A 12,065-nucleotide genomic window follows, 5' to 3' on the forward strand; every position below is an offset into this window, starting at 1 on the left:
CGTGGCTAGGGTGTCGCCCATGTCCGAACCTCCCGGGGCCCCCGCCCAGCTCGTCGTCCGCTACCAGCGGGGGCTGGGCGTCGCCGCCCTCGTCGGTGGCGCGCTGCTGCTCGTGCTCGGCCTCGGGACCGGCGACGTGCTCAACATCGTGCTGGGCCTGATCCTGGGCGGGCTCGGCCTCGGCTACGCCCTGGGCGCCGCCGTCGTGTGGACGGCCACCGAGCTGCAGCTCAAGAGCCCGCTCGGCACCACCACCCGTCGCTACCCGGTCGCCGGCCCGGCCGACCTGCGGATCGACGGCAACACCCTCGTGCACACCCCGAGCGGCAAGAAGGTCGTCAGCCTCGGCTTCGGGCTCGACCGGGGTGACGTCGCCCGGCTGCGCGAGGCCGTCGGCGGCCCGGGCGACGGCCGGCCACCGTCGTCGTCGGCATGAGCGCTCCCCGCCCGACCCGGGCCGACTACGTCTCCTGGGAGACGGTGACCACGCGCTGGGCCGACATCGACGTCTACGGCCACATGAACAACGCCCGCTACTTCGAGCTCATCGACACCGTCGTCAACAACCACCTGGTCGCGGCGACGGGGACCGACATCCGCACACTGCCGGCCATCGGGGTCGTCGCCGAGGTGGGGTGCCGCTACTTCGCGGAGGTCGGCTATCCCGAGCCGGTCGACCTCGGGCTCGTCGTCGACAAGGTGGGGACCTCGTCGGTGGTCTACCGGGTGGGGCTCTTCCAGGGGAGCGACCAGGCAGCGGCAGAGGGTCGCTTCGTGCACGTCTACGTCGACAACACCGACCCCGCCCGCGCCGTGGTGCCGCTGCCCGACGAGATCCGCGACGCGGTCACCCCGCTGTGGCGGCCCGAGGCCGGTGTGCGACCGTAAAGGTCAAGAACACCGTCTCGGAAGAGGGATGTCAGCATGCTGTTCGTCGTCGTGTCCATGCTCGTCATCGTCGCCATCGCCGGTCTCGTCGTGACCTTCGTGGCCTTCCCGCACCGCGGTGAGGACGTCCCCGGGGCCTCGTGGCTCGGCGACTCCATGAGGAGGGGCGTCGACGTGCTCCCGACCCTCGACAACACCGCCGAGAAGGACGAGCCCGCGGCAGCGGGCAGGCGACGCGCCTGATTGGATTGTCGACATGGGTGACCTGATCTACCTCATCGTCGGCATCGCCGTCCTCGGCGTCGCGCTCGTCGCGGGGCTGCTGGTCCGCACACGCAGCGGCGGCAAGGCGGCGCCCCCGTCGGCCGGCACCGACGTCATCACCCGTCCGCCGGTCGAGCCGGCACCGGAGGCCGAGACCGGGGTCGAGGCCCCGGCCGAGGCCGTCGAGGCCGAGCCCGAGGCGCCCGTCCTCGAGCGGCCCGAGGGCACCGCCTCGCGGATGCAGCGGCTCCGCCAGCGGCTGGCCGGCTCGCAGGGCGGCTTCGGCCGCGGCCTGCTCTCCCTGATCTCGCGCGAGCGCCTCGACGAGGACACCTGGGAGTCCATCGAGGACACCCTGCTGACCGCCGACGTCGGCGTCGCGCCGACCCAGCAGGTGGTCGACAACCTGCGGACGCGACTGCGGGTGGAGGGCGCCTCGCGGCCCGACCCGCGGACGGTGCTCCAGGAGGAGCTGACCACCCTGGTCGACCCGACCATGGACCGTCGGCTGCAGATCACCGGCACCGACGGCCGCCCCGGGGTCGTGCTGGTCGTGGGGGTCAACGGCTCCGGCAAGACCACCACCGTCGGCAAGATCGCCCGCATCCTGGTGGCGGAGGACAAGAGGGTGGTCCTCGGGGCCGCCGACACCTTCCGCGCCGCCGCCGTCGACCAGCTCGCCACGTGGGGGGAGCGGGTCGGGGTCGAGGTGGTCCGCGGGCCCGAGAACGGCGACCCCGCGTCGGTCGCCTTCGAGGCCGTGAAGTCCGGTGTCGACACCGGCGCCGACACCGTCATCGTCGACACCGCCGGACGGCTCCAGAACAAGGCCGGTCTCATGGACGAGCTCGGCAAGGTCAAGCGCGTCATCGAGAAGCAGGCGCCCGTGACGGAGGTGCTGCTGGTCCTCGACGCCACGACCGGCCAGAACGGCCTGATCCAGGCCCGCGTGTTCTCCGAGGTCGTCGACGTCACCGGCATCGTGCTCACCAAGCTCGACGGGTCCGCCAAGGGTGGCATCGTGGTGGCGGTCCAGCGCGAGCTCGGCGTACCGGTCAAGCTGGTAGGTCTCGGCGAGGGCCCCGACGACCTGGCGCCGTTCGACGCCCGGGCCTTCGTCGACGCACTGCTCGGCTAGTTCACACAGTCGTAACACGGCGTGCGGGTTCGTTTCCCCGCCGCAACATCGATCGCCGTACGCCGAAACCTCCGCAACGGAACCTTCTGCCCAATGGGGCCGGGGGTCGCGCGACAGTGCCGTCGCGCCTCCCGGCCCTGCCAGACGCAGAATCCCCTGGAGGTTCCATGGACTACGGCTATCACGCCTGGATGCTGGTGGCGGCGTCCCTCGTCATCTTGATGACCGCTCCCGGACTGGCACTCTTCTACGGCGGCATGAGCCGTTCCAAGAGCGTCCTCAACATGATGATGATGTCCTTCGGCACGATCGGGATCGCCGGCATCGTCTACGTGCTGTGGGGCTGGTCGATGTCCTTCGGCGAGCAGGACATCGCCATGATCATCAACAACCCCTTCGAGACCTTCGGCCTCAGCGGCATCTCCGGCCAGGACTACATCTTCGTCGGGTTCCAGCTCACCTTCGCCGTCATCACCGCCGCGCTCATCAGCGGCGCGGTGGCCGACCGGCTGAAGTTCTCGGCCTGGATGATGTTCGTCCCGCTGTGGCTGACGCTGTCCTACTTCCCGATCGCCCACATGGTGTGGGGCGGCGGGTTCCTGGGCTCGGCCGAGAACGGCATCTCCGGGCTGCTGTTCGACGGTGACCCGCTCCCGATCGACTACGCCGGCGGCACGGTCGTGCACATCAACGCCGGTGTCGCGGGCCTGGTCCTCGCGCTGATGCTCGGAAGGCGGCTCGGCTTCGGCAAGGAGCCGATGAAGCCCCACAACCTGACCCTGACGATGCTGGGCGCCGGCATCCTGTGGTTCGGCTGGTACGGCTTCAACGTCGGCTCGATCGTCTTCACCGGTGAGAGCGCCGAGGCCGACGCGGCCCAGTTCCTGAGCGAGACCAGCCTGGTCTGGCTCAACACCACGGTCGCCACCTGCGCCGCGATCCTGGGCTGGCTGTTCATCGAGAAGGTCCGTGACGGCAAGGCCACCTCGCTCGGCGCGGCCTCGGGTGTCGTCGCCGGACTGGTGGCAATCACCCCGGCCTGTGGCGCGCTGTCGCCCGTCGGGTCGATCGTCCTCGGCCTCGCGGCCGGTGTCCTGTGCTCGCTGGCCGTCGGCCTGAAGTACCGCTGGGGCTACGACGACTCGCTCGACGTCGTGGGCGTCCACCTCGTCGGCGGCCTCGTCGGCACCATCGGGGCCGGCTTCCTGGCCACCTCGACCGGCCTCTTCTACGGCGGCGGCGCCGCCCAGCTGGTGGTCCAGGTCCTGGTCGCCCTCGGAGCGATGTTCTGGTCGGCCGTGGCCACCTTCATCGTCGCCTCCATCGTCAAGGTCGTCATCGGCCTGCGCGTGGAGGAGGATGTCGAGGTGGAGGGCATCGACTTCGCCGAGCACGGTGAGTCCGCCTACGACCTGACCGGCGGGTCCGGCGCCCGCCGCGGCGGTGCCCTGGCACCGAGCACCGGCGTGCTCGACGGCACCAAGAAGGACAGCATCGAGACGGAGGGTGTGAACGCATGAAGCTGGTCACGGCGGTCATCAAGCCGCACAAGTGGGACGACGTCCGCGAAGCCCTCGAGACCTTCGGGGTGACGGGGATGACCGTCAGCGAGGTGAGCGGCTACGGCCGCCAGAAGGGCCACACCGAGGTCTACCGCGGCGCGGAGTACGACATCGCGCTGGTGCCCAAGATCCGGATCGAGATCGTGGTCGACGACGCCGACGCCGACGACGTGGTGGGGATCGTGGTCAAGACCGCGCAGACCGGCCGGATCGGGGACGGCAAGGTGTGGGTCAGCCCCGTCGAGTCCGTCGTACGGGTCCGCACCGGCGAGCAGGACGGCGCGGCGCTGTAGGTCGAGGAGTGTCGAGACGCAGCCCCCGCCCCGGCGGGGGCTGCGTGACACGTACAGGAACCCCCGCACACAGGAGGCCTCGGTGAGTCCACGCGAACGGTCGGACCGGACGGCTGCGGCGGACGCCCTGTGCGTCGCGGCGTTCGAGAAGACCGGGGCCCCCGTCACCGGCCTCTCGCTCGTCGCGGTCGGGGGGTACGGCCGCGGCGAGCTGGCTCCGTACTCCGACCTCGACGTGGTGCTGGTCCACGCGGACGACGTCGACCCTGGCGAGGCCGCCGAGCAGGTCTGGTACCCGCTGTGGGACAGCGGCAGCCGGCTGGACCACTCGGTGCGCAGCCTCTCGGAGATGGTGTCCACGGCCGGCCAGGACCTCAAGGTCGCGTTGGGCCTGCTCGATGCCCGCCACCTCGCCGGGGACGCCCACCTGACGTTGCAGCTGCGCACCACCATGCTGACCCACTGGCGCCGCGAGGCCCGGGACCGGCTGCCCGAGCTGCGCGACCTCGTGCGGGCCCGGCACGAGCTGCTGGGCGAGCTCGCCCACCTCTCCGTCCCCGACCTGAAGGAGGCGGCCGGTGGGCTGCGCGACGCCACGGTCCTCAAGGCCCTGGTCGCCACCTGGCTGGTGGACGTGCCCCACGGCGAGCTGGAGCGCCGTCGGCTGGCCCTGCTCGACGTCCGCGACGTGCTGCACGGCGTCACCGGACGCGCCACCGACCGGGTGGCACCCGAGCACTGGGCCGACCTCGCCCCCGGGCTCGGCCTCGACGGCGAGGCAGCGGCCCAGGTCCACGTCCGCGACCTCGGCCGGGCGATCACCCACCTCTCGCGGCTGACCTGGCGACGGGTCGAGTCCGTCCTCGCCCGACCCACCTCGCCCCGCCACGCGCGTACGCCGGCCCTGACCCGGCTCGCCCCCGGGGTGGCGCTGTCCCGCGGAGAGGTCGTCCTCGAGGCGGACGCGCGCCCCGACCGGGACCCGCTGCTGCTCCTGCGCGCCGCGGTCGAGGCGGCCGAGCGTGACGTCGTGCTCGCACCGCCCACCGCCGCCCGGCTCGCCCGCGAGGCGGCGCCGCTGCCGGACCCGTGGCCGCCGGAGGCGCGACACCTGCTCGTCCGGCTGCTGGCGTCCGGTCGCGGGCTGCTCGCGGTCTGGGAGACCCTCGAGGAGACCGGCGCGGTCGCGAGGGCGCTGCCGGAGTGGGACCGGATCCGCACGCTCCCGCACGCGTCACCCATCCACCGCTTCACCGTCGACCGCCACGTCGTCGAGACCTGCATCGAGGCCGCGTCCCTGATCCGTGACGTCGGTCGACCCGACGTGCTCATGGTGGCGGCGCTGCTGCACGACATCGGCAAGGGTGGCCTCACCGAGCACAGCGTGGCGGGCGAGCCGATCGCGCGCGCGGTCGCGACGCGGATGGGGTTCGAGCCGGAGGACGTCGAGCGGATCGCCCGGCTGGTCCGGTGGCACCTGCTGCTGGCCGAGACCGCCACCACCCGCGACCCGGAGGACCCCGCGACGGTCGCGCTGGTCACCGACTGCCTCGTCGACCCCGAGACGGTCACCCTGCTGCTCGCGCTCAGCGAGGCGGACGCCAGGGCGACCGCCCCGAAGGCGTGGTCGACGTGGCGCGCGGGCCTGGTGACCGACCTCGCCCGGCGGGTCCTCGCCGCGATGGACGTCGATGCCCCCGCCGTCGATCCGCAGCCCGACCTGCCGGTGCCCGCCGCGGTCCGGGCCGGCGGCTTCGACCTGCAGGTCGAGGCCGACGGCGACGGGGCGAGGGTCACCGTCCTCGCCCCCGACCGGGTGGGGCTCCTGGCTGACGTCGCGGCCATGTTCGCGCTGCAGCGGGCCTCCGTCCGCGCCGCCCGGGCCTGGGCGCAGGACGACTACGCCATCTCCGTCTGGGACGTCGCCGACCAGCTCGTGGACCCGGCGGTCCTGCGGCAGCGGTTCGAGGCGGTCGTGGCCGGACGCATCGACCCGACGTCCCGGCTGCGGCCCGCCGACACCGCCGGACTCGCGCCCACGGTCGGCGTACGTCCCGAGGCATCGCGGGGCGCCACGGTCCTGGAGGTACGCGCCGCGGACCGCCCTGGTGTCCTCTACCTCACGCTCGCCGCCCTCGCGTCGCTCGACGTGATGGTCCGCTCGGCCCACGTCGACACGCTGGGCCCGCAGGCCGTCGACGTCTTCTACGTCCAGGAGGACGGCGCCGGGGCGCTGTCGGAGCCCCGGGCCGCGGAGGCTGCCCACGCCGTCCGTGCGGTGCTCGGCGGGGACCTCTCGGTGCTCACCCCGCCCGATCACGAGTAGGGACCCGGGGGAGCGGCGGCTAGGGTTGTCCCTCGGAACACCAGCCACCAGCGCCAGGGAAAAGACACTTGTTCGCCACACTCTCCGACCGGCTCGCCGACACCTTCAAGAACCTTCGCGGCAAGGGGAAGCTGTCCGACGCCGACATCGACGCCACCTGCCGCGAGATCCGCATCGCGCTGCTCGAGGCGGACGTCGCCCTGCCCGTCGTCAAGGACTTCGTGGCGGCGATCAAGGAGCGCGCCCGCGGCGCCGAGGTCAGCCAGGCGCTGAACCCCGCCCAGCAGGTCGTCAAGATCGTCAACGACGAGCTCGTGGCGATCCTGGGCGGAGAGACCCGCCGGCTGCGCTATGCGAAGTCCGGCCCGACGGTGATCATGCTCGCGGGCCTGCAGGGCGCCGGGAAGACGACGCTCGCGGCCAAGCTCGCGCTGTGGCTCAAGGACCAGGGCAAGAGCCCGCTGCTCGTCGCAGCCGACCTGCAACGTCCCAACGCCGTCAACCAGCTCCAGGTCAACGGTGAGCGCGTCGGCGTCCCGGTCTTCGCGCCCGAGCCCGGCAACGGGGTGGGCGACCCGGTCGGCGTGGCCCGCGCGTCGGTCGAGGAGGCGAAGCGCAAGCTCCACGACGTGGTGATCGTCGACACCGCGGGTCGGCTCGGCGTCGACGCCGAGCTGATGCAGCAGGCCGCCGACATCCGCGACGCCGTCGACCCCGACGAGGTGCTCTTCGTCGTCGACGCGATGATCGGCCAGGACGCGGTCGTCACCGCCCAGGCCTTCCTCGACGGCGTCGGGTACGACGGCGTGGTCCTCACCAAGCTCGACGGCGACGCCCGCGGCGGCGCTGCCCTCTCGATCGCCCAGCTCACCGGGAAGCCGGTCATGTTCGCCTCCGCGGGCGAGAAGATGACCGACTTCGACCTCTTCCACCCCGACCGGATGGCCTCGCGCATCCTCGACATGGGCGACATGCTGACCCTGATCGAGCAGGCCGAGAAGACCCTCGACCAGGAGCAGGCCCTCAAGGCGGCCCAGAAGCTCTCGGGCCAGGGCGGGGAGTTCACCCTCGAGGACTTCCTCGAGCAGATGCAGCAGGTCCGCAAGCTCGGCTCGCTCTCCAAGATCATGGGGATGCTGCCCGGCATGGGGCAGTTCCGCGACCAGCTCGAGAACTTCGACGAGCGGGAGATCGACCGGATCCAGGCGATCATCCACTCGATGACGCCCGCCGAGCGGGCCAACCCCAAGATGATCGACGGGTCACGCCGCGCCCGGATCGCGAAGGGCGCCGGCCGCCAGGTCTCCGACGTCAACCAGCTCGTCGACCGCTTCTTCGAGGCGCGCAAGATGATGCTGCAGATGGCCCGGGGAGGCGGGATGCCCGGGATGCCGGGCATGCCCGGCGCGGGTGGCGGCAAGCGTGCCAACGCGCGCCAGCAGCCCAAGAAGGCCAAGGGCAAGCGCACCTCCGGCAACCCCGCCAAGGCGGCCGCCCAGAAGCGCGCCCAGCAGGAGAAGACCACCGCCGGGGGCGGTCTCGGGGGCAACCCGTTCGGCAACCCCGACGGCGAGCCGGTCGACTACGAGCAGGCCGCGGCCGCCCTCGACCTGCCCAAGGACTTCTCCAAGTACCTGAAGTGAAGCGACCGCGGACCGTCCTCGTCGTCGACGCCGCCAACGTCGTGGGCGCGCGTCCGGACGGCTGGTGGAAGGACCGCGCCGGCGCCGCGGCCCGGCTCCACGACGGGCTCCTCCACGCCGACGTACCCCACGACGAGATCGTCCTCGTGCTCGAGGGACAGGCCAAGCAGGGCGTCAGCGCCGGCGGTCCGGCGTCGTTGCGCGTCGTCCACGCCGCGAAGGACGGCGACGCCGAGATCCGGCGTCAGGCCGGTCTGGCCGCAGCGGCCGGTCGGGACGTCACCGTCGTGACCGCGGACCGGGCGCTGGCCGCCAACGTCGCCCCGGCGCAGGTGGTCGGGCCGTCGTGGCTGCTCGACCGGATCGGCTGAGCGCGACCGGCCGGGGGGCTCGCTAGGGTCGCGGGCATGACCGCTCTCAGGTTCTCCGGTCCGGTGCTGCCCGATGGCGAGCCGCGCGACCTGTTCGTCGTCGACGGCCGCATCACCTACGAGCGCCAGGCCGGCGCGGAGGGCGCCGGTGACGGCTGGATCGTCCCGGGGCTGGTCGACGCCCACTGCCACCTCGGGCTCGACGACTTCGGCGCGGTGGGGGAGGAGGAGACCGAGCAGCAGGCGGTCGCCGACCGCGACGGCGGTGCGCTGCTGATCCGCGACGCCGGCAGCGCCGCCGACACCCGCTGGGTCCGGGACCGCGACGACCTGCCGCGGCTGATCCGCTGCGGCCGCCACATCGGGAGGACCAAGCGCTACATCCGCAACTACGCCCACGAGGTCGAGCCGGTCGACCTGCCGGCGTACGCCGCCCGGGAGGCGCGTCGCGGCGACGGCTGGATCAAGCTCGTCGGCGACTGGATCTCGCGGGAGGAGGGCGACCTCGCTCCGAGCTTCCCGGCCGAGGCGTTCGCCGCCGCGATCGACGCCGCGCACGCCGAGGGCGCGAAGGTGACCGCCCACTGCTTCGGGGCCGGGGTGCTCCCCGGCCTGATCGAGGCCGGCATCGACTGCATCGAGCACGGCACCGGCCTCTCCGAGGACCTCGTGGACGCCATGGTCGCCAGGGGGACGGCGCTGGTGCCGACGATCATGCAGCTGGACAAGTTCCCGGAGCACGCCGCGGCCGGCGGGGCGAAGTTCCCCGACTACGCCGGAACCATGACCGACCTCTACGCCCGGATGCCCGCCACGATCATGGCGGCGTACGACGCCGGCGTCCCGGTCTACGCCGGCTCCGACGGCGGCGGCATCAGCCGGCACGGCAACATCGCGGGTGAGGTCGCCGCCCTTCACCGGATCGGGATCCCGGCCGTGGACGCGCTCGGTGCCGCCAGCTGGCGTGCCCGGGAGTGGCTGGGCCACCCCGGCCTCGAGGAGGGGGCGCCGGCCGACTTCGTCGTCTATCCGAGCGACCCGACGGCGGACCTCGCCGTGTTGCGGAACCCCGCACGCGTGGTGCTGCGCGGCCGCGTCGTGGCCTGAGGCCGGTCCGGCTGCCTCGTCAGCCGGACGTGTCGCGGCGCGGCCGTGGCCGTCGGCGTACGGGCGCGACCCCCGAGCGCCGCTGGCGCCGTCGGTCGTGGTGCTCCCTCACGGGCTCCTCGCTCCACAGCTCCTGGAGCACCTGTCCCAGGTAGCGCATCGGTCCCACCTCCCGTGGCGCCGCAACGGTGCGACACCACCCATCACGTTAGACCGGTGTCGCTTCGAGTGCAACCGGTGACCGCGCTACGCTGGTGTCGTGCCTGCAGCAGACCCCCGGGAGCCGGTCGTCCCCGACGTCCCCCCGTCGATCGCCCTGGTCCGCGACTTCGTGAACACCACCGACCACGAGACGGGCACCGACGACCTCGCCTCGCCGGCCGACCTGGTCACGTATCTCGCCGAGCGCGGGCTGGCAGGCGCCTCCTCACGTGCCTCGGGCGCCGACCTCGACGCAGCGCAGCGGCTGCGCACCGGACTGCGGCGCGCGCTCGAGCTCAACCACGACGGCACCACCGGGGCGCTTCCCGGGCTGGCCGCGGCGCTGGCGGAGCAGCCGGTCGCCCTGACGTGGACCGACGCGGGCGCCGCGCTGACGACGACGGCCACGGGAGTCGGGGGCGGCCTGGCCCGGATCGCCGTCGCGGCCCACGAGGCGGCGGCCGAGGGGATCTGGTGGCGACTGAAGATCTGCGCCTCCGACGAGTGCGAGTGGGCCTACTACGACCACTCGAGGAACCGGTCCCGGTCATGGTGCGAGTACGGCTGCGGCAACAAGCTCAAGACCCGGGCCTACCGGGCCCGGAAGGCCGCCGCGCGGGCCGGATGAGCGGAGGAGACCGTGCCCCCCGGCCGATTTCGAGCCGGTGCGAGTCCTCTGGCACAATGTGCGGCTGAGTCGTACGACCGAGGGTCCCTCTCACCCCGAGGTCGCCACGCCCTCGAGGATCCCACCCACGGTGCCCCACCCGCGGTGCGGACCTCACCACCACACGAATTTCGAGGAGACACCACAGACGTGGCCGTCAAGATCCGTTTGAAGCGCCTGGGCAAGATCCGGGTCCCGCAGTACCGCATCGTCGTCGTCGACTCGCGCAAGAAGCGCGACGGTCGTGTGATCGAGGAGATCGGCAAGTACCACCCGAAGGAGGACCCGTCCTACATCGACGTCGTCTCCGACCGGGCACAGTACTGGCTGGGCGTCGGCGCACAGCCGTCCGACGCGGTCGCCGCGATCCTCAAGATCACCGGTGACTGGCAGAAGTTCCGGGGCGAGCCCGGCGCCGAGGGCACCCTGAAGGTCGCCGAGCCGAAGCGCGACAAGCTCGAGGTCTTCAACGAGGCCCTCAAGGACGCCTCCAAGCAGCCCAAGGGCGACGCGGTGACCAAGAAGACCTCCAAGAAGGCCGCCGAGGCCCCCAAGGCCGAGGAGCCCAAGGCCGAGGAGCCCGCCGAGGTTCCCGCGTCGGAGACCCCCGAGGGTGCCGCCGAGGAGGCGGAGGCCTCCGAGAAGGTCACCGCCGAGGACGCCGGCAAGAGCGAGGCCTGAGCGCATGCTCGCCGAGGCACTCGAGCACCTCGTGCGCGGCGTCGTCGCCCATCCGGACGACGTGAGCGTGCGTGACAAGCAGCTGCGTCGCGGCTCGATCCTGGAGGTCCGGGTCCACCCCGAGGACCTCGGCAAGGTGATCGGCCGCGGCGGACGGACGGCGACCGCGTTCCGTACCGTCGTCTCGGCCCTCGCCGGCCGTGGCGGCGCTCGGATCGACTTCGTGGACGTCGACCGACGTCGTTGAGTTGGGCCTCCGTACCCGTCGAGTGGGGCCTGCGTACCGCATCGGTCGGTACGCAGGCCCCACTCGCACGTTGCACGCGCCCATCTCGACGAGTTGGGTGGGGGCGTGACTGAGCACATCGAGGTCGTGGTCGGGCGGGTCGGCAAGCCCCACGGCATCCGGGGCGAGCTGACGGTCGACGTCCGCACCGACGAGCCCGACCGGAGGTTCGCCGTCGGGACCCGGCTCCGCGCCGCCCCGCCGCGCGGTTCCGCGAGCAGCCTGACCGCCCTGACCGTCGCGACCACCCGCTGGCACCGCGACGTGCTGCTGGTGACCTTCGAGGAGGTCCCCGACCGCACCGCGGCCGAGGCGGCCCGGGGCATCGTCCTCCACGCCTCCGTCGACGCCGCCGAGGTCCCCGACGACCCCGACGAGTACTACGATCACCAGCTGGTCGGCCTCACCGCGTACGACGTGGAGGGGGCCGTGCTGGGCGAGGTGACGGCCCTGGTCCACGGCGGCGCCCAGGACCTGCTCACCATCCGGACCCCCGACGGTCGCGACGCCCTGGTGCCGTTCGTGAAGGCGCTGGTGCCCGAGGTCGACCTGCCCGGAGGCCGGGTGGTCGTCGCCGACCGTCCCGGTCTGGTCACGCCGCTCCCCGACGACGCCTGAGCCGCGTCGGACTCCCGGGC

15 protein-coding genes are annotated in these 12,065 nt (G+C 72.5%); 14 read left to right on the forward strand and 1 reads right to left on the reverse strand.

Annotated elements, in window-relative coordinates:
- Positions 1 to 19: 19 nt before the first annotated feature.
- From EXE57_RS18555 to EXE57_RS18600, 10 genes are all read left to right on the forward strand, one after another.
- Positions 20 to 436 (forward strand): hypothetical protein, encoded by a 417-nt coding sequence (locus EXE57_RS18555; protein WP_135080115.1) that lies wholly within the window; start codon positions 20 to 22, stop codon positions 434 to 436.
- Positions 433 to 888, forward strand: coding sequence for an acyl-CoA thioesterase (locus tag EXE57_RS18560; protein WP_135080117.1), 456 nt, complete (start codon positions 433 to 435; stop codon positions 886 to 888). The genes EXE57_RS18555 and EXE57_RS18560 overlap by 4 nt, the downstream gene beginning before the upstream one ends.
- A gap of 36 nt (positions 889 to 924) precedes the next feature.
- The gene (locus EXE57_RS18565; RefSeq protein WP_135080118.1) at positions 925 to 1,131 is read left to right on the forward strand and encodes a hypothetical protein; all 207 of its coding nucleotides are present in this window, start codon (positions 925 to 927) and stop codon (positions 1,129 to 1,131) included.
- A gap of 13 nt (positions 1,132 to 1,144) precedes the next feature.
- Positions 1,145 to 2,290: a signal recognition particle-docking protein FtsY gene (ftsY, locus tag EXE57_RS18570; protein WP_135080120.1), complete on the forward strand. Its 1,146-nt coding sequence runs from the start codon at positions 1,145 to 1,147 to the stop codon at positions 2,288 to 2,290.
- Between the two features lie 167 nt (positions 2,291 to 2,457).
- A complete protein-coding gene (locus tag EXE57_RS18575) occupies positions 2,458 to 3,810 on the forward strand; it encodes an ammonium transporter (protein WP_208542909.1) in 1,353 nt (450 codons plus the stop codon).
- Positions 3,807 to 4,145, forward strand: coding sequence for a P-II family nitrogen regulator (locus EXE57_RS18580; RefSeq protein ID WP_135080122.1), 339 nt, complete (start codon positions 3,807 to 3,809; stop codon positions 4,143 to 4,145). The genes EXE57_RS18575 and EXE57_RS18580 overlap by 4 nt, the downstream gene beginning before the upstream one ends.
- Positions 4,146 to 4,227: 82 nt before the next feature.
- A complete protein-coding gene (locus EXE57_RS18585; RefSeq protein WP_167305973.1) occupies positions 4,228 to 6,471 on the forward strand; it encodes a [protein-PII] uridylyltransferase in 2,244 nt (747 codons plus the stop codon).
- A 68-nt stretch (positions 6,472 to 6,539) separates the two neighbouring features.
- Entirely contained in the window at positions 6,540 to 8,114 is a 1,575-nt protein-coding gene (gene ffh / locus EXE57_RS18590) for a signal recognition particle protein (protein ID WP_135080126.1), read from the forward strand.
- Entirely contained in the window at positions 8,111 to 8,485 is a 375-nt protein-coding gene (locus tag EXE57_RS18595; protein ID WP_135080128.1) for a hypothetical protein, read from the forward strand. Before ffh ends, EXE57_RS18595 begins: the two co-directional genes overlap by 4 nt.
- A gap of 36 nt (positions 8,486 to 8,521) precedes the next feature.
- Entirely contained in the window at positions 8,522 to 9,592 is a 1,071-nt protein-coding gene (locus EXE57_RS18600) for an amidohydrolase family protein (protein ID WP_135080130.1), read from the forward strand.
- Between the two features lie 19 nt (positions 9,593 to 9,611).
- Here the strand turns inward: EXE57_RS18600 and EXE57_RS19875 are convergent, their stop codons facing one another.
- Positions 9,612 to 9,752 carry a hypothetical protein gene (locus tag EXE57_RS19875; RefSeq protein ID WP_167305974.1) on the reverse strand — a complete coding sequence of 47 codons (141 nt, stop codon included), beginning with the start codon at positions 9,750 to 9,752 and terminating at the stop codon, positions 9,612 to 9,614.
- A 99-nt stretch (positions 9,753 to 9,851) separates the two neighbouring features.
- Between EXE57_RS19875 and EXE57_RS18605 the strand changes: the two genes are divergently transcribed.
- The 4 genes from EXE57_RS18605 (at position 9,852) to rimM (ending at position 12,045) form a co-directional block, all read left to right on the forward strand.
- Positions 9,852 to 10,421: a CGNR zinc finger domain-containing protein gene (locus EXE57_RS18605; protein WP_208542910.1), complete on the forward strand. Its 570-nt coding sequence runs from the start codon at positions 9,852 to 9,854 to the stop codon at positions 10,419 to 10,421.
- 189 nt (positions 10,422 to 10,610) lie between these two features.
- Complete coding sequence (rpsP, locus tag EXE57_RS18610) at positions 10,611 to 11,141, forward strand: 30S ribosomal protein S16 (RefSeq protein ID WP_135080132.1); 531 nt, start codon at positions 10,611 to 10,613, stop codon at positions 11,139 to 11,141.
- A gap of 4 nt (positions 11,142 to 11,145) precedes the next feature.
- On the forward strand, positions 11,146 to 11,388 hold the full coding sequence (locus tag EXE57_RS18615; protein WP_135080134.1) for an RNA-binding protein: 243 nt from the start codon (positions 11,146 to 11,148) through the stop codon (positions 11,386 to 11,388).
- 105 nt (positions 11,389 to 11,493) lie between these two features.
- Positions 11,494 to 12,045: a ribosome maturation factor RimM gene (gene rimM, locus EXE57_RS18620; RefSeq protein ID WP_208542911.1), complete on the forward strand. Its 552-nt coding sequence runs from the start codon at positions 11,494 to 11,496 to the stop codon at positions 12,043 to 12,045.
- Positions 12,046 to 12,065 lie beyond the last annotated feature (20 nt).

The sequence above is a fragment of the Nocardioides euryhalodurans genome, from assembly GCF_004564375.1.
In the GTDB taxonomy this organism is placed as follows: Bacteria; Actinomycetota; Actinomycetes; order Propionibacteriales; family Nocardioidaceae; genus Nocardioides; species Nocardioides euryhalodurans.

What these genes read in the sequence shown, in the direction of transcription:
- EXE57_RS18555 (WP_135080115.1), top strand. Translation starts at nt 20, where the DNA reads ATGTCCGAACCTCCCGGGGCCCCCGCCCAGCTCGTCGTCCGCTACCAG.
- EXE57_RS18560 (WP_135080117.1), top strand. Translation starts at nt 433, where the DNA reads ATGAGCGCTCCCCGCCCGACCCGGGCCGACTACGTCTCCTGGGAGACG.
- EXE57_RS18565 (WP_135080118.1), top strand. Translation starts at nt 925, where the DNA reads ATGCTGTTCGTCGTCGTGTCCATGCTCGTCATCGTCGCCATCGCCGGT.
- ftsY (WP_135080120.1), top strand. Translation starts at nt 1,145, where the DNA reads ATGGGTGACCTGATCTACCTCATCGTCGGCATCGCCGTCCTCGGCGTC.
- EXE57_RS18575 (WP_208542909.1), top strand. Translation starts at nt 2,458, where the DNA reads ATGGACTACGGCTATCACGCCTGGATGCTGGTGGCGGCGTCCCTCGTC.
- EXE57_RS18580 (WP_135080122.1), top strand. Translation starts at nt 3,807, where the DNA reads ATGAAGCTGGTCACGGCGGTCATCAAGCCGCACAAGTGGGACGACGTC.
- EXE57_RS18600 (WP_135080130.1), top strand. Translation starts at nt 8,522, where the DNA reads ATGACCGCTCTCAGGTTCTCCGGTCCGGTGCTGCCCGATGGCGAGCCG.
- EXE57_RS19875 (WP_167305974.1), bottom strand. Translation starts at nt 9,752, where the DNA reads ATGCGCTACCTGGGACAGGTGCTCCAGGAGCTGTGGAGCGAGGAGCCC.
- EXE57_RS18615 (WP_135080134.1), top strand. Translation starts at nt 11,146, where the DNA reads ATGCTCGCCGAGGCACTCGAGCACCTCGTGCGCGGCGTCGTCGCCCAT.